We start from the raw sequence: 19,345 nt of genomic DNA on the forward strand, positions 1-19,345 counted from the left end.
TGACACCCCGCCGCCGCGTGGTCGAGCCGTTGCGCGAATCCGTCTTCGAAGAAGTCCATGATTTTGTTTCGTTCCGTGCTGTACGGCCTTGGCCGCTGGATGCATCGCTGGCAGAACTGGCTGACCGGGCTGCTGCTCGTGGCGGCCGCGCTGGTCGGATGCAGGCTGTGGCCGCATGCGACGTTGCAGAGCTGGAAGCCGTCGTCGGTTGCGGTGTTCGACGATCGCGGCCGGTTGCTGCGGCTTGCGCTCTCTAAAGACGATCGCTACCGGCTGTGGGTGCCGCTCGACCAGATGTCGCCGCGGCTCGTCGACGCGGTGTTGCTGCATGAGGACCGCTGGTATCGCTGGCACCCCGGCTTCAATCCCTATGGACTCGCGCGCGGTGCCTGGGTGACCTATGTGCGCGGCGGCAATCCGCAGGGCGGCTCGACCATCACGATGCAGCTCGCGCGTTCGCTATGGCGCATCAATACGCGCACGCCGCTCGGCAAGATGAAGCAGATTGCCCGCGCGATCGAACTGGAACTGTTCTATTCGAAGCGGCAGATTCTCGAAGCGTATCTGAACGACGCGCCTTATGGACGCAATGTAGAAGGCGCGGGGACCGCGAGTCTCGTCTATTTCAACAAACCGGTAAGCGCATTGAGCCTGCCCGAAGTGCTCGCGCTTGCGGTGATTCCCCAAGACCCGGTGCGTCGCTTGCGTAACGCGGCGCAAGCCGAACTGATCAACCCGCAGCTAACAACGTCGCGCAACCGGCTCTACGCGCGCTGGCTGAAGTCGCATCCGCAGGATGCGGCACTCGCTCCGCTGTTTGCGTTGCCACTGACGCTGAGGCAACCGGCGCAGTTGCCCTTCGATGCGCCGCATGCCGTCGATCAGGCACTGGCCGCGCAACGCGCGCTCGGCGAGCGTTCGGACGGCCCGGCTGTGAGCGACTCATCACGCCTCGTAACGACAATCGATCTCGATCTGCAGCGCAGTCTCGAACGCCAGATCAATCTCTATGTTGCGCGCAACAATACGCACGGTGTGCGCAACGCATCGGCGATTCTCGTCGATACGCGCGACATGGGCATCAAGGCACTGGTCGGATCGGCTGGTTTCTTCGATCGCTCGATACAGGGGCAGGTGAACGGCACGCTCGCGCGCCGCTCGCCGGGCTCGACGCTCAAGCCGTTTATCTATGCACTCGGTTTCGATCAGGGCGTACTGCATCCGCAGACCGTGTTGCGCGATGTGCCGAGCTGGTTCGGACCGTATGCACCGGAGAATTTCGACGGCCATTTTCTGGGCCCGATTACCGCGACGGACGCGCTGAACCGTAGCCGCAATGTGCCTGCCGTATGGGTTGCATCGCAGTTGCATCAGCCCGACCTGTATCAGTTTCTGCAGCAGGCCGGTGTGGCGCGCATGGCGAGTTCGCAGCACTACGGTCTTGCGCTCGTACTGGGCGGCGGTGAAGTCAGCATGCAGGAGCTGGCCGCCATGTACGCCATGCTTGCGAATCGCGGTGTGTTGAAGCCGCTGCGTTTGAATGCCGCCGATCCGGTGGTCGAAGGCAAGCGGCTATTGAGCGCCGAGGCCAGCTTCATGGTCATGGACATGCTGCGTCAGCATCTGCGCCCGGACGAAACCACGGGCGCGCAACCGTCGCATCTGCCGGTGTACTGGAAGACGGGGACGTCGTGGGCGTTTCGCGATGCGTGGACGGCCGGCAGCTTCGGACCGTATGTGCTGATTGTCTGGGTCGGCAACTTCGACAGTACGAGTAATCCGGCGTTTGTCGGCGTCGATGCAGCGGCGCCGCTGTTTTTCCAGATCGTCGATAGTGTGGAGGCCGAGCATCCCGATCTCGTCGAACCGGCGCGGCGCGGAACGTTGAATGTGAAACGCGTGCAGATCTGTCTGGCGAGCGGCGACCTGCCGAATCAATGGTGTCCGCAAAAGGGCTGGACGTGGTTTATCCCCGGAACGTCGCCGATCCGCGTCAGCACCGTGCATCGGCCCATGGTGATCGACGACGCGACCGGATTGCCCGCGTGTCCGCCGTATGCGGGCAAGCGCACGCATGAGGAAGTGTACGAATTCTGGTCGTCGGATTTGCAGCAGGTATTTGCCGAAGCGGGCATTCCGCGCCGCAAGCCGCCGCAAAATCCGGCCTGCACGGGCGCGGGCGCACCGGACGACGATCCGCCGCAAATCACATCGCCATTGCGCGGCAGCGAGTACACGATGCGTCTGACACGAACCGGCGACACGCGCATCGCGTTCAAGGCGACGGCCGACGCCAGCGTGCATACGCTGTACTGGTTCGTCAACAATGGCTACGTGGGACGTGCGGCGCCTAGCGATGCGTTGTACTGGCAACCCGCCACGGCAGGCAATTACCGGGTACGCGTCGTCGACGATCACGGGCGCAACGACGAACGTCCTCTTACGGTCGGACTGGTGGAGTGAGGCAGGGCGGTAGTGCACGAAACATCTCACTGACGTTCGTACATTCGATGACAGAAAAATCATGAAGCGGTCACGTCCGCAAAGCGTTCGCTCTGCAGAATATATTCACCGACGACGCATTTCTCCAGCGTCGAAGGGGTCTCAAGGGTAGCGCGATGGACGGATGACTGTCGCGAACTCTGACGCACTCCGAGTCAGAGTAGTCATTCCGCTTGGCCAGTCCGGAATCTCCGGGCTGGCGTTTTTTTTGTGGCTGCCGGTTTGGAACACGCGTTGCGCGTCAGTGCGACGAGCCATCAATTGACAGACATCCATCAAACCTTCGTCTATCAGACGAACGGCAAACGGTAATCGCGGCACGGCGTTTCTGGATCGCCTTTCACAGTCCGACCTGAGCGGCGTAAGTGGACATGTCGGTCCAGAACAGTATGCGTAACTACTTCAAGGGTGTCGAATGTGTGATTCGCAAGCCTGTACGACGATGGCATCAGCGCCGACCCGTCGATTGTTCCTGCGCATGAGCGGTGCGTCGGCATTCGCCGCCGCGCTGACTGGCAATCTGGCTGTGGCTGCGGAACCCATCGTGCTCCCCAAGCCGCAAAACGCGTTGTCACCAGACGCTGCGGCCACGAGTCTGATGGAGGGAAATGCGCGGTATGTGTCGGGGGTAACCCGGCGTCACGATTTCGTTCACGAGCGAGAGGCGCTCAACAACGGACAGAATCCTTTTGCTGCTGTGCTGAGCTGTGCCGATTCGCGAATCGCGCCCGAGTATGCGTTCGATAGCGCGCGCGGCGATCTATTCGTCACGCGCGTCGCGGGAAATTTCGTCAATGGCGACGTGTTGGGCAGCCTTGAGTACGCTGTCGTGGTGTTGAACGTACCGATCATTCTCGTGCTCGGACACGACCGGTGTGGCGCGGTGGATGCCGCGGTCAAGGTTGCGACGAAAGAAGCGACGTATCCCGGAATGATCCATTCACTCGTGACGACGATGCTGCCTGCGGTGGAGAAGGTCAAAGGCAAAACCACCAATCTGCTGGATGCGGCGATCGCGCAGAACGTTCGCGACAGCATGGCCAACCTGGTTGCGCAATCGGCGATCATTCAAGAGGCAAAGAAGGCCGGGAAGCTGAAGGTGATCGGAGGTGTTTACCGCTTGTCCACCGGAAAGGTCGATCTCCTCGAGTCATGAAGGTTTTCCCGGTTTCGAGCGCCCGATCGGGGCGACGAATCTGGACCGTGCATATCGCAAAAATAATCGACGAAGCTAATTAATGGCGCTATGCACGTGTGTCTCGTCGGGGTGCGAGTTCACATACCGCTTCCTTATCTTGAAACGCGCCTGCGCAGGCCATCGCTTTACGTGAGAAAGCAGATTCTGCGACACGAAAGGTGCGCCGACATGATCGCTAGATGACATTCCGGTCATCTCCCGAGCGAGTCATGCTTCGTTTTTTTAGTGAGATACGGCGGGAAACTACTTGGGACAGCCAACTGATGGCGATCGGGGCGTATTCCGTGACGAGTTGTCGCATCGGACAAGCGTTGTTTCTTCGCACTCCGTATGCAAATCGTAAGGCTATCAACTAGACTTTCACTTTGAAAGGTTTGGGCTCGCAGGGCACACACCGTTTTACTGGAGGCCATAGCGCTCCACTGTCCCACCCAGGTCGCAAGACCTGTTTTTACAAGGAATCTCCCTCATGAAAAGAACGCTGATATTTGCTGCGGTTGCCGCTTCGTTTGCCGGCACTGCACACGCACAAAGCAGCGTCACGCTGTACGGCCTGATCGATGCGGGCCTCACCTACACGAGCAATGTCGGTGGCGACGCCAACTGGGAACAGAAGAGCGGCAGCATCAACCAGAGCCGCTGGGGTCTGCGCGGCGCTGAAGACCTCGGTGGCGGTCTGAAGGCAATCTTCACACTCGAAAGCGGTTTCGAACTGGGCAACGGACGCGTTGCGAACAATGGCGGCTTGTTTAACCGCCAGGCGTTCGTTGGTCTCTCGGGAGAATTCGGTACCGTGACGCTGGGCCGTCAGTACGACGCGGTGCAGGACTATCTGGCACCGCTCACCGCGACGGGTAGCTGGGGCGGCACCTATTTCGCGCACGTGGGCAACCTCGACAACCTGAACACGAACGACGGCTCGTCGGTGAACAACTCGGTCAAGTTCGCGAGTGCGAATTACTCCGGTCTCACGTTTGGCGGTACCTACGGTTTCTCGAATCAGGCCGGCGCGTTCGCCAACAATCGCGAGTACAGCGTGGGGGCGGCTTACAAGAACAGCGGGCTGCGCGTCGCCGCAGCGTATGCACAGCAGAACAACGCAGGTGCGACTAACGTCTTCACGGATGCGTCCAACGGCGGTGCTTCGGACTTTGGTTCCCTCGGCCGGCAACGTCAGTTTGGTGTCGGCGCAGGCTACACGTACGGCCCGGTGGAAGCCGGCGTTGCATGGACGCAGGCACGGATCGACAACCTGCCCACAGGCGGCTCGTTCCGGGTGAACAACTATGAGGTGAACAGTAAGTACAATCTGACGCCGGCGCTTGGTCTCGGCGTCGCGTACACGTTCTCGGATCTGCGCGATTCCGCGTTTGGTGGCGACAGCAAGAATCGCTTCCACCAGATCGGCGCGCAGGCCGACTACTCGCTCACGAAGCGTACGGATGTGTACACCCAGGTGGTCTACCAGCGCGCGACGGGTGACGGGGCAGGTGCGTCGATCTATAGCGGCAATGCACTCAACGCAGTAGGGTCCAGTTCGCGCGATCAGACGGCTGCAACGGTAGGCCTGCGTCATCGCTTCTGACGCGTAGAGCTACACCAGGCTGATGGACGAGGGAGGCGCCCGCGAGGGCGCCTCCCTCTTTTTGTCGGAAGCCTGAGTAGCAGGTGGAAGGGTGACGAGCTGCTACGAACGAGCGTGGATGCGTGGATACGAGACTAAGAAATTGAACGTCTCTTTGCAAAGCGAAGCTAACAGGAATTCGCTTCACAGCCACTCGAAGCATTGAGGGCGTGCAAGAGATGCGGTGACGTATGACGACGGACGGGGAAGATCCACAGACCACATGAGACACGCCGCTTGACCGGAACGGCACCAAGCGGCGTAGACGAATTCACTACACTGACGCACTGCCACGTACAACACGTGACAGTGAATTTCCCAGCTTACCTGCTGCGCTGAAACATCCGGAACCCGGTATACGGCACGGTTTCCTGAACTATGGGCTCAAGCTGCCGGCATTCGACATGAATACCGCGCGCCGGCGCCTCGCGCACGAACTCATCGATCAACTCCCGCACGTCCGGATCGATAAAGTCGGCACGACTACCATCCACAACGACGGTCGCGTGATCGGGAACCGACTTCAAATGCGCTTTCAGGCTCACCTTCGCGAGAAACGACACGTCCTTGCGGAAAGACAGCAGGAAGTGATCGTCGTGTCGCGCCATCGTGATCGGTCGTTGCATGTGCGCGCGAACCGCGAGGATGATGCTGCAGACGATGCCGAGCACGATACCGATCAGCAGGTCGGTCAGCAGCACGCCTACGATCGTCACGATAAACGGCACGAAACGCGCACTACCTTGCTTTGCGACATCCGCGAACATCGACGGTTTGGCGAGCTTCAACCCCGTGAAGATCAGGATCGCGGCGAGACAGGCGAGCGGAATCAGGTTGATCACGGCAGTCAACGCGAACACGCTGACGAGCAGCAGTACCCCGTGCACGAACGCCGACCAGCGGCTCTGCGCCCCCGCGTGAACATTGGCCGAACTGCGCACGATCACGGAAGTGATCGGCAGTGCACCCAGTACGCCTGCCACCATGTTGCCGATGCCTTGCGCTTTCAGCTCACGGTCGGGCTGTGCGGCGCGTTTCTTCGGATCGATCTGTTCGACGGCCTCGAGACTAAGCAGCGTTTCCAGACTCGCGACGATCGCGATGGTGACTGCGAGGCGCCACACATCGGGGTTCATCAATTGCGAGAGCGCCGGCCAGTTGAACGCCTGTTCCAGTGCCGCAAACGAAGCCAGCGAAGGCAACGACACGCGATACTCGGCCGGCGGCGCAAGGCCGGGTGCAGCGACGTCCAGCAACAACGTCACGCCAATGCCGAGTGCAACAACCGCGAGCGGCGCAGGCACGGCGCGCACCAGCGCGAAGCGTCGCATGCTTTTGGTGTCCCAGCTTGCGAGGATCGCTATCGACAGCAACGCCACCGCGCAGGCAGACAGCGAGAGCGCGCCGAACGGAGTGTCGATGGTGCCGGCTGCTGCATTCAGTGCCTCTGCATTGCCGTTGGCAAGCCCGGCCGCGAGCGGTAGCTGCTTGATGATCAGCAACAGACCGATGGCGGCCAGCATGCCCTTGATGACCGACGAAGGCACATAGGCGGCGAACCGCCCGGTCTTGAGCATCCCGAAGCCGAACTGAATGGCGCCCGCGAGCAACACCGCCATCAGGAACGAAGAGAAACTGCCGAGCCTTGCGATTCCGTCGACGACGATCACCACGAGCCCGGCGGCAGGGCCGCTCACGCTCAGATGCGAACCGCTAAGCAGCGCGACAACGAGTCCGCCGATAATGCCGGCCAGCAGACCGGCGAACGGCTCGACGCCCGACGCGTTGGCAATGCCGAGACACAGCGGCAATGCAACGAGAAAGACGACGGTGCCGGCAAACATGTCGCGTGGAAACGATGCAAACTGTTCGCGTAGGGTCATAGGGTTTGAATTCCAGAGGTTTCTTTATGAGAGATAAAAGGGCGATGGCTGGCGCGCTACCGGAACATCGCGCTATCAACGAGCCATCGTCTCCACCGCATGCAGATACTCGCGTACCGACACCATGCGGCTACTTGTCGCACCGTGCGGCAGGTGAGGATCTCCGGACATCAGCACTTTGATACGGCCGTCGTGCAGCCCGAAAATCCAGCCGTGTACGCGCGGTGCATGATCGGCGTCGCGCACGATCGAAGTGGCGCGGATCGCGCGGACCTGCGCCATCACGTTGAGTTCCGCCAGACGGTTGACCCGCTCGTCGATACCCGCCAATTCCTCCAGTTCCTCGTCGTGCGTGTGTGCCAGCGAGCACAACGGCGCGATACGCCGCGCGACATGCGGCAGATCCGACGGCACGGGTAGCAGCGCAGCCTTGACGCCGCCGCAGCCGTAGTGCCCGCAGACGATGATGTCCGGCACCTTCAGGACCTTGACCGCGTACTCGAGCACGCTCATGGCGTTGTCGTCGGTAGGCGAAAACAGGTTCGCGATGTTGCGGTGAACGAATAGATCGCCGGGCGAGCAATTCGTGACGATCTCCGCAGGCACGCGGCTATCCGAACAGCCGATCCAGAGCGCTTTGGGACTCTGGCCGAGTGCCAGACCCTCGAAAAATGCCGGATCGCCGTGCGCCGATTCGGTGGCCCATGCAATGTTTTCCAGCAGCATGCGTTTCGTGCGGTTCATTGGGTGCTCCAGTGATGTGTTGTCCGCTTGCGCGGAACTACACGGTCGGATGGGTGTCTGTTGCAGTGGACTTTTATTACAATTTGCCTTCATCGCTCCGCTTGCCGGCGGATCAACAGGCCTGAATCGAGACGATGTATCCGCTAGCGAAGGCGCATACATCGAGACTTCAGTGACCTAATCTAGCGATGACCCAGTGCGCGTGCATGACCGCCAGATGAGAAATTCGTCATGTGCTAACGCGCTGTGCAATACCTGCAATGGAAAAAATAGAAATGCGAATTCTGATCGTTGAAGACGAGGTTAAAACAGGGGCGTATCTGCAAAAAGGCCTGAATGAAGCGGGTTTTGTGACGGACTGGGTGCACGACGGCGTGACCGGCCTGCACCAGGCGAGCACCGAGGCTTATGACCTCGTCGTGCTCGACGTCATGCTCCCGGGTCTCGATGGATGGTCGGTGCTGTCCGCGTTAAGACGCACACACATGACGCCGGTGCTGTTGCTCACGGCCCGCGGCGACACCAGCGACAAGGTCAAAGGTCTCGAGATGGGCGCCGACGATTACGTCGTGAAGCCCTTCGATTTCGTCGAACTGCTCGCGCGCATTCGCACGATCCTGCGTAGAGGGAAGGGCCGCGATCCGTCGGTTCTGCAGGTGGCCGATCTTGAGCTCGATATCACGCGTCGTAAGGCGACACGCCAGGGCGATACGATTCTTCTTACCGCGAAGGAATTCACGCTGCTGTGGTTGCTCATGCGGCGCGAAGGCGAGGTACTGCCGCGCTCGACCATCGCGTCGCAGGTCTGGGACATCAACTTCAGCAGCGACACCAACGTCGTCGATTCCGCGGTGCGACGGGTCCGGGCGAAGATCGACGATCTGTATCCGACCAAGCTGATCCATACGGTACGAGGCATGGGATATGTGCTGGAGTGCCGCGAGTGAAACGGATGACCTACTGGTTTCTGCCGCGTACGCTGAGCGTTCGACTGGCCATCCTGTTCGCGCTCGCCAGCTCGATCCTGCTCGCCTTCAACGGGTTGTGTCTGTACGCGGCGCTCAAGCAGAACATCACCGCCGACGCTGCACAGCAGATCTATATGACGTTGTCCGCGACGCGTTCGCACCTCGTCACGGAGCACAGCGAAGAGTCTGTTGCGAGTCATGGTCCTGCATGGTTCGATCCATTCCATGCGCACGACAACATCGAAATGGCGATCTATGCCGCGGACGGGCGCGAACTCGTGCGCACTGTGCGCTTCAGGCTGCGTGAGGGCATCCTCGTCGATTCGGGCCGCGATCGCCCGCGAGCTGTCGATCGAACCTACGGTGTGTTCCGCTACGTCAGCGAGTCGGTGCCGCTGGTGGGTTCGGAGGGTAGCGAGGGTCGCGCCGTTCGTGTGGTGGTTCAGTACGACGGTAGCCGTCAGGCGGCCTTGCTTCGTACCTATTCGATCAACGTCATGCTGGTCACACTGCTTGGTGCGATTGCTTCCGCGCTGATCGCGTATGCACTTGCGAAGTTTGGTCTACGGCCGCTGAAGTTGCTCGCGGCGCGCGCCGATCAGGTGTCGTGCAGCAAATTGATACAGCCGTTGCCGGACATTCTCATGGCCGATGAGATGCTCGCACTGAACCAGGCATTCAACCGGATGCTGCAGCGCCTCGACGATTCCTTCGCACGCCTGTCGCGCTTTTCCTCCGATCTCGCCCACGACATGCGCACGCCGCTGACCAACCTGCTCGCCGAGTCTCAGGTGGCTTTGTCGAGACCAAGGGAGTCGCACGAATATCGTACGGTGATCGAATCGGGCATTGATGAAACGCAACGCTTGTCAAGGATGATCGATGACATGCTGTTCCTCGCCCGATCCGAAAATCGCGCGGATCGCGTGAACTTCGTGCGGATAGAGACGCATGAGGAAGCAGAGCGGGTTGCGGGATACTACGAGACGCTTGCCAGCGAGAAGAGTGTCGCTATTCGCGTAACGGGGAAAGCGCAGATCGACGGGAACCAGTTGCTCGTGCAGCGTGCATTGAGCAACCTGATATCGAATGCGCTCGCGCATGCGCCGATGGGCAGCGACATCCTCGTGCAGTGTACGGAGCGCGACGTGGTATCGGAAGTCGCCGTTGTCGATACTGGGCCGGGTATCGGCGCTGAGCATCTCGGGCGTATTTTCGATCGCTTTTACCGGGTCGATCCGGCGCGCCATGAATCGGCGTTGGGTTCGGGGCTCGGACTGGCGATCGTCAGTTCAATCATGGACGAACACGATGGCGAGTGCTCGGTGACAAGCGAGCCTGGTGTGCGCACGGCGTTCGTGCTGAGTTTCAAGCGGCCCTAGATCCAGCCGGCAAGAGAAACGGCACAGCGAGCGAAATCTCACAGCGCCGGATGAGTGCGGCAACTGCATGCCTCATCCGGCTTTCGCTTTCGTCGCCGTGCCAGTCAAGCTGCATTTACGAGCCGAAGTAGATATTGCAGAAGCTAACCGGTCCGACGCAGTGCGGGTTGCCGTGCGGCATCGGCAGCCCGTGCGGCTTCTCTCCAGCTTGCTGCGATCCGGCAGGCACACCGCCGTAGCTGCTCTTTGCCGCTTGCGCCTTGACCCGGTGTTCGTAGATCGGATGAACCGCCGGATAGGACGCGTCGGTCACGTAGCCGAGCCCGTTGGCCTGGGCTTCGATGAGTTGCTGTTTGACTTCAGCGCGTGTGAGACCTTGAGCCTGAACGGCCGCAGTAGAAAAGAGCAGGGCCGAAGCAAGGATGAGCGTGGTGATGGATTTCATGTACGACTCCAGTTATCTGTGGGACAGGCATGCGCCCATTGACGCATCTTCCCGATTGAGTAGTAAGGCGCTCACAAGCGCCAGGTTGCTTACTTGCCGGCGTTGTGGCGCTCGTACGCGGCATAGCGCGCCTTGTTGCGTTCGATGGTGCGTTCGTTCGGCGGGTAGTTCACGTCGTTCGTCGGCACGAGGCCATTTCGTTGCGCCTCGATCAGTTCCTGACGGACCTCAGCACGCGTCTTGCCGTGATGCTTCGGCTTGACCTTCTTGTGCGTGTCCGTAGCGCCGGTGTGCACGTGGGAGTGCTGGGCTGACTTGTGCTGGTCCACTTCTGCGGAAGCCAGGGGGGAGAGGAAGGCGGCGAGCAGGCCAATCCCAAGTACGTTTCGAACTTTCATTTGAGCCTCCTTTAAGGTCGGTGCCGTGATTGACTCCGAGTGACTTCAGTGTGGCGTTCAGACGAATCCTCAACGTGATCTCAGGATGATGTTTCTGTCACAAATGCTATTTGGAGCGGGGATTTCAAATGGGTGTCACAAAGAGCCGGTAGCGGCGGGCTTCGATATGCTTCGATCCGCGTCGAAGCATCCCGAAGAAAAAGACACTTAAGCTGGGGCCACCTCCTGCCCAAGCGATACCCCCATGACCCCACACACCGATATCGGGCGCTGAGCATGGCCGAACTCGTTTCCGGCCGCAGCACTGCACAGCGCGTTCTGGCCGCAACCAGCATCAGCTATACGGTCGTTCTGCTCGATGCATCCATCGTCAACGTCGCGCTTGCGGCAATTCGCCACACGCTGCACAGCGACGTCGCGGGTCTGCAATGGATCGTCAACGCCTACACGCTGACGTTTGCGAGTCTGCTGATGACGGGCGGCACGCTCGGCGACCGCCTCGGCGCACGCAACGTCTACTTTGCCGGGCTTGCAATATTCGCGCTTGCATCGGCGCTGTGCGGGCTCGCCCCGAACCTCGCCACGCTGGCGCTTGCACGCGCGTTGCAGGGCGTCGGTAGCGCGATGCTCGTGCCATGCTCGCTTGCGCTCATCAACGATGCCTATCCTGTACCGGCCGAACGAGCCGCGGCTATCAGCGTCTGGATGGGCTGCGGTGGTGTCGCGATGGCTTCGGGGCCGCTCGTGGGTGGGCTGTTGATCCATCTGTTCGGCTGGCGCGGCATCTTCTTCGTGAACGTGCCGATCGGGTTAATGGGGCTGTGGCTCACGCTCTCGGTGGATCGAACGGCAGCCTCGCGCACGCGCCATTTCGATCTGGCAGGGCAGGTGGCCGTTGTCGTCGCATTAGGCACGTTGATCGGCGTGCTGATCGAAGGGCATGTGGTGGGATGGCAATCGCTGCCGATACGCCTCGGTATTGCGGCGAGTTGCATCGCGTGGGCAGCGTTCTTTTTCATCGAAACCCATACGCGCAATCCGATGCTGCCGCTGCAGTTGTTCCGCAATGCGCTGTTCTCGGGGTCGACGGTCGTGTCGATGGCGTCGGCGTTTATCTTCTACGGCATGCTGTTCACGTTCAGCCTCTACTACCAGCAGGTGCGCGGCTATTCGGCCCTCGACACCGGCCTCGCGTTCCTGCCGATGACCGGTATGGTGGCGCTCGGCGGCCTGCTGTCGAGCCGGTTCGTCAGGCTTCTGGGCGCGCGGCAGTCGATGTGTATCGCGTTCGGTCTCTATGCGGCGGGTGCGCTCGGGATGATGCTTTCGACGGCCAGTTCGCCGTACTGGCGCGCCGTGTTGCCGTTGCTCGCGATTGGCCTGGCATCGGGTTTCATTTCGCCGGCCGCCACGTCTCCGGCGCTCGGCACTGTCGAGAAGAGCCGCGCGGGCGTAGCGGCGGCCGTGCTGAATTCGGCCAGGCAAAGCGGCTCCGCGCTCGGCGTTGCGATTGTCGGCACGTTCATCTCGACCGTTCACGTGTTCCAGTCGGCGATGAACGCGGTGCTCGGCATTGTCGTCGTGCTGTCGACGGTGGCCGCGTTTGTGTGGTGGGCGACGTCGCGACCGAGATCGAGACCGGCCGGTGCGCGTCAGGCACGATGACGCGATGCTGTCGGCATCGCAGGGACCGAGAATGCGCCGGAGCAACCAGCGCTTCCCGTTCCCGGACAATCGCTCAATCGTCCACTGCCACGCAACTGAACACGACCGCCGATTCCGGCGGCAGCGGCGGCACCGGCAAGCCGAGATCGCGCAACGTCGCGCCGGACAGCACGACACCCTCATCGGCCAGTGCCGCGAGAAGCCCCGACGGTTTCGCAAAATGCGGCGCCACGGGCATGTGCAGGATCTTCACGCGATAGCGGCGCTCTGCGTCGAGCCCCTGCACGAGAAGCGGTGCGATATAACGATTCGCACTTTCGAACCGCCGATAAACCGTAACGAGCGCCGCGCCGAGATCGCGAGCGACGATCTGCACCCACGCCAGCGACGGTTCGATATCTCCCTGCCGAAGCGTCCCACTATGCGCGACGCCGCGCCACTCCTTGAAGAGCGCAATCCAGCGCGTCAGTTCGGCGCGTTCATCGGCATCGAGCAGGCGCACATCCATTTCCAGTCCAAGATGACCCGGTAACGCCACCGCCGCGCGAAACGCCATGCTATGTCGGCGGCCTGTGGTGTGCGAATCGGCGGGACCGATGTGCGCGCCCATGATCTCGGGTGGGAAGAAGCGCGTGAATCCGCGCTGGATGCCGATACGTGTCAGCGCGTCGTTGGAGTCGCTGGTCCAGATGCGATGCGTGTGCTGCAGCGCGCCGAAATCGGCGCGACCGCCGCCGGATGCGCAGCTCTCGATCTCGAGTGCGGGGAAATGGTCACGCAGGCGCGCCAGCAAGCGGTAATACGCCTCGGTCTGACGACGATACGCGGCTCGACCGCGGTGTCCAGCCGCGGCGAGATCGCGATTCATATCCCACTTCAGGTAGGCAATCGGATATTCGCGCAACAACACACCAAGCGTGGCGAACAGGTAGTTCGCCACCGCCGGATTGGCCAGATCGAGAACGAGCTGATTGCGGCCTGTGATCAACGGACGGCCCTCCAGTTGCATCGCCCAGTCGGGATGCCCGCGATACAGATCGCTATCCGGATTGACCATCTCCGGTTCAACCCATAAGCCGAATTGCATGCCGAGCCCGCGCACGTGATCGACGAGCGGTGCCAGCCCTTGCGGATATTTGCGCGCATCGGGCCACCAGTCGCCGAGCGCCGCGCGGTCGTTGTCGCGCCGATGGAACCAGCCGTCGTCGAGGACGAAGCGCTCGACGCCGAGTCGCGCCGCCGCGCTCGCAAGCGACTTCAGATCGTCCGGATCGTGCTCGCAATACACGGCTTCCCACGTGTTCAGATGGACCGGGCGAGGTGTCATCGTGCCGCCGGGCCACGCAAGCACATGTGCTCGCACGAACTGGTGGAAACCGGCGCTCAGCGCGTTGAGCCCCTGCGTGCTGAACGACAGATACGCGGTAGGCGTCCGGTAACGTGCGCCTTTCTCGAGCACGACTTCGCCGGGCGCGAGCCATTCACCGATCTGCAATTGTCGTCGGCCGTCGGCGAGTGGCTCGATCAGCATCGTGTGATTGCCGCTCCAGCCGAGGTGGGCGCCGAGCACCGGACCGTCGTCGGCGGCGAGCGTGCTGCCCACGATGATGCCGGGAAAGCAGTCATGCGAGGTACGTCCACGGCGGTTGTCGCGCCGCCAGGTAGCGATACCAAGTGGTTCGCGGTTTTCCTGAAACTCGAGTGTCCATCTGCCGCTGAACCCCAGTACCTGATCCATGCCAGGCGCCAGCGGAACGCAAGCCGCGGCCAGCCAGTCCAGCCGGAACGGCGTGTCGGCGCGATTCTCGATTTCTGCCCATGCGCTGACCACACCGGAAGTCGGGTTGAGCGTATAGCTCAGCGTCAACCCAAGACCCGCGACGTCGTCACTCAACGCTATCCGCAACGCGTGCTCGTCCCAGCTCAAATCGTCTTCGCGAAAATCCTGCACCCAGTCGAGGTCGCCGCCGCTTGCAGGTCGACTGCCGGCAAGAGCCGGCTGGTTGAACCATCCCAGGCCGTGAATGGGCAGCAACGTAAGCGGTGGGTCGTTGGCCAGTATCGTCGGAGGAAGGGGCCGCGCAGCTGCGGCGGGCCACGCATCGGCAAGCGCATCGGAAAGCGGTATAGCGAGCGGATCGGCACTCGCGCCGAGTTTCGCGCCGAAATGCCGCCACACAGGCAGAGCGCCGTTGGGTTCGAGAACGAGGCTGATGGCATCGCCAGTCAGATGAATGAGGCGTGTTGCGTGCATGCGTTTATCCCTTGGTGGCGCCCATGGTCAAGCCGGCGATGAAGTCTCTTTGCTTGAGGAAGAAAATGGCAACGGGCGGCAGGGCTGCGACGAGCGAGCCGGCGGCCACCAGGTGCCACTGCGCGACCCATTGACCGTTCAGCGCCCTGAGGCCGGCCGTGACCGGCATCGCGTGATCGCCCTGGATCAGCACGGTGGCCCAGAAATAGTCGTTCCAGACAAACGTGAAGATGAGGATCGAGACAGCCGCGATGGCCGGCCGCACGAGCGGCAAGACCACGCGCCGAAAAATCTGCCACTCGGTGGCGCCGTCCATGCGGGCGGCGTCGATAAGTTCGCCCGGCAGTTCCAGAATGAAATTGCGCATGAAGAACGTGCAGAAGCCGCTTTGAAACGCAGTGTGAAACAGCACCAGTCCGAGCACCGAGTCATACAGACCGAGGTGCAGACTCAGCGTGCGAACCGGCACCATGAGAATCTGGAACGGCACGAAATTGCCGGCAACGAACAGAAAGAACACCGGCAGGTTCATGCGAAACCGGTAGATGCCGAGCGCGAAGCCGGACAGGCAGCTCAGCGCGACCGCACCGATCACAGCAGGAACGGTGATCAAAAAACTGTTGAGCAGATAGCGGGCTAACGGCGTGCCCTGAAAGATCGCGAGATAGTTCGACGCCACCTGCCACTGCGTGGGGATGCCCCAGTAATTGCCTGCGAAGATGTCGGCGGGACCACGCAGCGAGGTCAGCGCGATGGCGATGAGCGGCAGCAGCCAGACGACGAGCAACACCGGAAGCGCGATGCGGTAAAGCCATTGCACCGGTTGGCTGGTTTGCGCGATGGGTGTCGGAAACATCAGCGGTGCTCCTTTTCCTGCCGGTAGATGCGCACGAGCACGAAGCCGATGTAGAGCAGCATGATCAGGAACAGCACGGTTGCGATGGCCGAGCCGTAACCCATCCGGAAGCCGTACTCGCTGAGTGCCTGTTCGTACATGTAATAGGCCAGCACACGCGACGATCCGTACGGACCGCCTTGCGTCATGATCGAGATCATGTCGAAGCTGCGCAACGCGCCAACCACGGTCACGACCACCGCCACGAAGGTCGCCGGGCGCAATTGCGGCAACACGATGCGCGTGAGCATCGTCCAGCCCTTTGCGCCCTCTAGCCGTGCCGCTTCGATCAGATCGGTGCGCACGTTGTTGAGGCCCGTCAGATAGAGAATCATGCAGTAGGCGATCTGCGGGTAGAGACCCGCGACGACGATCCCGTAGGTCGCGTAGCGCCCGTCGGAAAGCACGGCGATGCCATGCAGGCCGAGCAGGTGCAGGAGATGCGCGAGCAGGCCATTGGTCGGATCGTAAAACCAGCTGAACACGAGCCCGATCACAGCCTGCGAAATCACGAACGGAAAGAAAAACAGCGATTTGACGAGGCGAATGCCAAACACCTGCTGGTTGAGAAACAGCGCCATGAAGAGACCGGCAGGGATGGCGAGCATGAAGCCGATCAGCCAGATCAGGTTGTTTCTCAACGCGCCCCAGAAATCGGGATCGTGATACAGCTCGACATAGTTTGCGATGCCGATAAAGCTCGCCTTGCCGAGTCCGTCCCAGTTGTACAGGCTCAGCGCGAGCGACTCGATGACCGGCACGATCACATACACCGTGAATGCGATCAGTGCCGGTGCCAGGAAGAGCCACGGCGCAAGCGAGCGCTGGTGGCGCTCCCAGAACGCCGCCACGCTGCGTCGAGGGGTGGACTCCGCGGATGAGGGCCCGTGCGGGTATGCATCGGCCCCCGAATGCCGTCCGGTCATTTGTAGACCCGCTGGCGGACCTGCTCGAGACGCGTCAGCACCGCTTCGCGTGCGTCGGGTTGCAGCATGTAGTGCTGAAAACCGTCCATGCCAGCTTTGGCCATCTCGGCGGGCGCATCGCGATCGTAGAACTGCGAGAGTCCGGCCGCATCGGCCAGCATCGCCGCACCGGCTTTCAGGTACGGGTCGGTAGGGGTGGGTGCGTTGCGGCTGACCGGCAGTTCCTCCGTCATCGCACCGAACTTCGCCTGCACATCGGCACGTGACATGTACGTCAGGAAGCGTCGTGCGTCGGTCTTGTTCTTTGCCTTCGACGGAATATGGACGGTTTCGATCGGCGCTTCTTCCGCGCGTGGCACGTTCGGCGTAATGGCGGGGAACGGCATGAAGCCGAGACGGTCTTCACCGAGTCCCGCCTCTTTCATCGGCGCGACCGCGAAGGTACCCATCAGGTACATGGCCGCTTCGCCCTTCACGAGTGCCGGCACTGCTTCCTGCCAGGTGTAGGACGCGTGATTGGCAAGGAAGTAACCCGGTTTGGTCAGCTCGTCCCAGCGATCGAACACCGCTTCGACGCGCTTGTCCGTGTACGGTATCTTGCCGCTCGTCAGATCCATGTGGAACGCGAAGCCGTTCACACGCATGTCCAGATAGTCGAACCAGCTCGCGGTGGTCCACGTCTGCTTCGTGCCGATCGCGAACGGCGTGATGCCGTTGGCCTTGAGTTTCGCGCACGCATCGAGCAACGCCTTCCATGTGGTGGGCGGCTCGATGCCGAGCTTCGCGAAGAGATCCTTGCGGTAGTAGATGCCCCACGCGTAGTAGGTGTAGGGGATGCCCCACTTCTTGCCGTTGAGCGTCATAGCCGGTGCGGCGCTTTTCAGGCTCTGGTCCAGGCCGTTTTTAGCCCAGATGTCGGACACATCCTCGAACAGACCCGCATCGACGAATGGTGCCATCCGGTGGCCCGCGTACCACGTCACGACGTCGGGCGGTTCCGCGGAAAGAAAGTTGCGAATCGACGTCTTGTAGCCTTCGGTGTCGAACGTGTTGACCTTCACGTCGACGTCGGGATTCTCCGCTGAGAAGCCCTTCACGACCGCATCGAATGCGGTTCTCACCGAAGTATCCGCTGCGTTCGAATTGATTACGAGTGTGCCGGCCTGGGCACACGACATCGCCGCCGCGAGCAGTAGCGATGCGGCGCCGGTCAGCGCGGTTTTTGCCATTTTCATTGTGTCTCCTCCAGTTGCGTGTCTGATGTGTCAGTGGGGCAATGCCATTGGAAGTGCCTGATCTTCGGTACAGCGTGTCAGTGCATCGCCGCGCGCATCGAAGACATGTAGCGATGCAGCGGGGATCGATATCGGCAGTCGCTGTCCGGCATCGGCGCTCGCGTTGCCGGGCAGCTTGACGACCCAGGGCGCGAGCGGATCGCCGCTGTCCAGATAGACGTAGGTGCTTTCGCCGAGCCGCTCTTGCCACCGGACCTCGCGCATCAGATGCTGCGCGTCGGTGCCGTTGCCGGTACCGACGCCGGCGTGCTCCGGCCGGATGCCGAGCGTCAATGCTTCGCCCGGTTGCAGGCGCCGTGCGTCGACCGATGCGATCAACGTTTCACCGGTGTCGAGACGGACCTGCGCGTGTTGTTCGCTGGCCGACACCAGCCGGGCAGCGATGAAGTTCATTTTCGGCGAGCCGATAAAGCCCGCGACGAAGCGATTGCGCGGCCGGTGATACAGCTCGAGCGGCGGCCCGCATTGCGCGATGCTGCCTTCCTGTTCGACTGCTGTGCCGGCATTGAGCAGCACGATGCGATCGGCAAGCGTCATCGCTTCGACCTGGTCGTGTGTCACGTAGATGCTCGATGCGCCGTCGATGCCGCGATGTATGCGGGCGATTTCATGGCGCGTTTGCAGTCGCAACGACGCATCGAGATTGGACAACGGTTCGTCGAACAGAAACACGCCCGGCTGGCGCACAAGTGCCCGACCGATCGCCACGCGCTGCCGCTGCCCACCCGACAGCGCCTTGGGCAAACGATCGAGCAGATGTTCGAGTTGCAGGGCCTGCGCTGTCGTATGGACCTTCTCGTCGATGACGCTCTTCTTCAGCTTCGCCAGCGTCAGACCGAACGAGAGATTTTCATACACGGTCATGTGCGGAAACAGCGCGTAGCTCTGAAACACCATCGCGATGCCGCGCTTCGCGGCCGGCACATCGTTCATGCGCCGGCCGCCGACGAACAGGTCGCCCGTCGTCAACGCTTCGAGTCCGGCGATCATGCGCAGCAAAGTCGATTTGCCACAGCCCGATGCGCCAACGAACACGCAGAACTCACCGGGCGCGATCTCCAGATCGACGTTGCGCACCACTGCCGCATGACGCCCGGCGGGACCATACGATTTGCCGACGCCCTTGAGCGCAATACTTGCCATGAATAACTCCGCCTGCGGGTCTG

At 61.4% G+C, this 19,345-nt stretch carries 15 protein-coding genes; 6 read left to right on the forward strand and 9 right to left on the reverse strand.

All coding sequences use genetic code 11. The features are described from left to right. The first annotated feature begins 57 nt into the window (after positions 1 to 57). From pbpC to M0D65_RS09825, 3 genes are all read left to right on the forward strand, one after another. On the forward strand, positions 58 to 2,463 hold the full coding sequence (gene pbpC / locus M0D65_RS09815) for a penicillin-binding protein 1C (RefSeq protein WP_266252484.1): 2,406 nt from the start codon (positions 58 to 60) through the stop codon (positions 2,461 to 2,463). Positions 2,464 to 2,944: 481 nt separating this feature from the next. Further along, complete coding sequence (locus M0D65_RS09820; RefSeq protein WP_245811286.1) at positions 2,945 to 3,658, forward strand: carbonic anhydrase; 714 nt, start codon at positions 2,945 to 2,947, stop codon at positions 3,656 to 3,658. Positions 3,659 to 4,169: 511 nt separating this feature from the next. Then, entirely contained in the window at positions 4,170 to 5,285 is a 1,116-nt protein-coding gene (locus M0D65_RS09825; protein ID WP_266252485.1) for a porin, read from the forward strand. 362 nt (positions 5,286 to 5,647) lie between these two features. Here M0D65_RS09825 and M0D65_RS09830 read toward each other — a convergent pair whose 3' ends face one another. Together M0D65_RS09830 and M0D65_RS09835 are read right to left on the reverse strand one after the other, a co-directional pair. Continuing rightward, positions 5,648 to 7,207 carry a SulP family inorganic anion transporter gene (locus tag M0D65_RS09830; protein WP_266252486.1) on the reverse strand — a complete coding sequence of 520 codons (1,560 nt, stop codon included), beginning with the start codon at positions 7,205 to 7,207 and terminating at the stop codon, positions 5,648 to 5,650. A gap of 75 nt (positions 7,208 to 7,282) precedes the next feature. After that, entirely contained in the window at positions 7,283 to 7,951 is a 669-nt protein-coding gene (locus M0D65_RS09835) for a carbonic anhydrase (protein ID WP_091006444.1), read from the reverse strand. Positions 7,952 to 8,226: 275 nt separating this feature from the next. On the opposite strand from M0D65_RS09835, the gene irlR reads away from it, so the two are divergent. Both irlR and M0D65_RS09845 read left to right on the forward strand, forming a co-directional pair. Then, the gene (gene irlR / locus M0D65_RS09840; protein ID WP_091006442.1) at positions 8,227 to 8,898 is read left to right on the forward strand and encodes a heavy metal response regulator transcription factor IrlR; all 672 of its coding nucleotides are present in this window, start codon (positions 8,227 to 8,229) and stop codon (positions 8,896 to 8,898) included. A 5-nt stretch (positions 8,899 to 8,903) separates the two neighbouring features. Next, the gene (locus tag M0D65_RS09845; RefSeq protein WP_266252523.1) at positions 8,904 to 10,301 is read left to right on the forward strand and encodes a heavy metal sensor histidine kinase; all 1,398 of its coding nucleotides are present in this window, start codon (positions 8,904 to 8,906) and stop codon (positions 10,299 to 10,301) included. 115 nt (positions 10,302 to 10,416) lie between these two features. On the opposite strand, the gene M0D65_RS09850 is transcribed toward M0D65_RS09845, so the two are convergent. Together M0D65_RS09850 and M0D65_RS09855 are read right to left on the reverse strand one after the other, a co-directional pair. Beyond that, positions 10,417 to 10,746 carry a DUF4148 domain-containing protein gene (locus tag M0D65_RS09850; RefSeq protein ID WP_266252487.1) on the reverse strand — a complete coding sequence of 110 codons (330 nt, stop codon included), beginning with the start codon at positions 10,744 to 10,746 and terminating at the stop codon, positions 10,417 to 10,419. Between the two features lie 89 nt (positions 10,747 to 10,835). After that, complete coding sequence (locus M0D65_RS09855; RefSeq protein ID WP_266252488.1) at positions 10,836 to 11,144, reverse strand: DUF4148 domain-containing protein; 309 nt, start codon at positions 11,142 to 11,144, stop codon at positions 10,836 to 10,838. Positions 11,145 to 11,420: 276 nt separating this feature from the next. Here M0D65_RS09855 and M0D65_RS09860 point away from each other — a divergent pair, with 276 nt between their 5' ends. After that, positions 11,421 to 12,809, forward strand: coding sequence for an MFS transporter (locus M0D65_RS09860; protein ID WP_266252489.1), 1,389 nt, complete (start codon positions 11,421 to 11,423; stop codon positions 12,807 to 12,809). A gap of 73 nt (positions 12,810 to 12,882) precedes the next feature. On the opposite strand, the gene M0D65_RS09865 is transcribed toward M0D65_RS09860, so the two are convergent. The 5 genes from M0D65_RS09865 to M0D65_RS09885 all read right to left on the reverse strand — a co-directional run bounded on the left by M0D65_RS09865 (position 12,883) and on the right by M0D65_RS09885 (position 19,322). Next, a complete protein-coding gene (locus M0D65_RS09865) occupies positions 12,883 to 15,063 on the reverse strand; it encodes an alpha-galactosidase (RefSeq protein WP_266252490.1) in 2,181 nt (726 codons plus the stop codon). Between the two features lie 4 nt (positions 15,064 to 15,067). Next, positions 15,068 to 15,919: a carbohydrate ABC transporter permease gene (locus tag M0D65_RS09870; RefSeq protein WP_266252491.1), complete on the reverse strand. Its 852-nt coding sequence runs from the start codon at positions 15,917 to 15,919 to the stop codon at positions 15,068 to 15,070. Further along, positions 15,919 to 16,884, reverse strand: coding sequence for a carbohydrate ABC transporter permease (locus M0D65_RS09875; RefSeq protein ID WP_266252492.1), 966 nt, complete (start codon positions 16,882 to 16,884; stop codon positions 15,919 to 15,921). Before M0D65_RS09875 ends, M0D65_RS09870 begins: the two co-directional genes overlap by 1 nt. Continuing rightward, positions 16,881 to 18,062 carry an extracellular solute-binding protein gene (locus tag M0D65_RS09880; RefSeq protein WP_308076655.1) on the reverse strand — a complete coding sequence of 394 codons (1,182 nt, stop codon included), beginning with the start codon at positions 18,060 to 18,062 and terminating at the stop codon, positions 16,881 to 16,883. The genes M0D65_RS09875 and M0D65_RS09880 overlap by 4 nt, the downstream gene beginning before the upstream one ends. An 87-nt stretch (positions 18,063 to 18,149) precedes the next feature. After that, on the reverse strand, positions 18,150 to 19,322 hold the full coding sequence (locus M0D65_RS09885; RefSeq protein WP_266252494.1) for an ABC transporter ATP-binding protein: 1,173 nt from the start codon (positions 19,320 to 19,322) through the stop codon (positions 18,150 to 18,152). Between the last annotated feature and the right edge of the window lie 23 nt (positions 19,323 to 19,345).

The sequence above is a fragment of the Paraburkholderia sp. CHISQ3 genome (genome assembly GCF_030464945.1).
Lineage (GTDB): Bacteria > Pseudomonadota > Gammaproteobacteria > Burkholderiales > Burkholderiaceae > Paraburkholderia > Paraburkholderia megapolitana.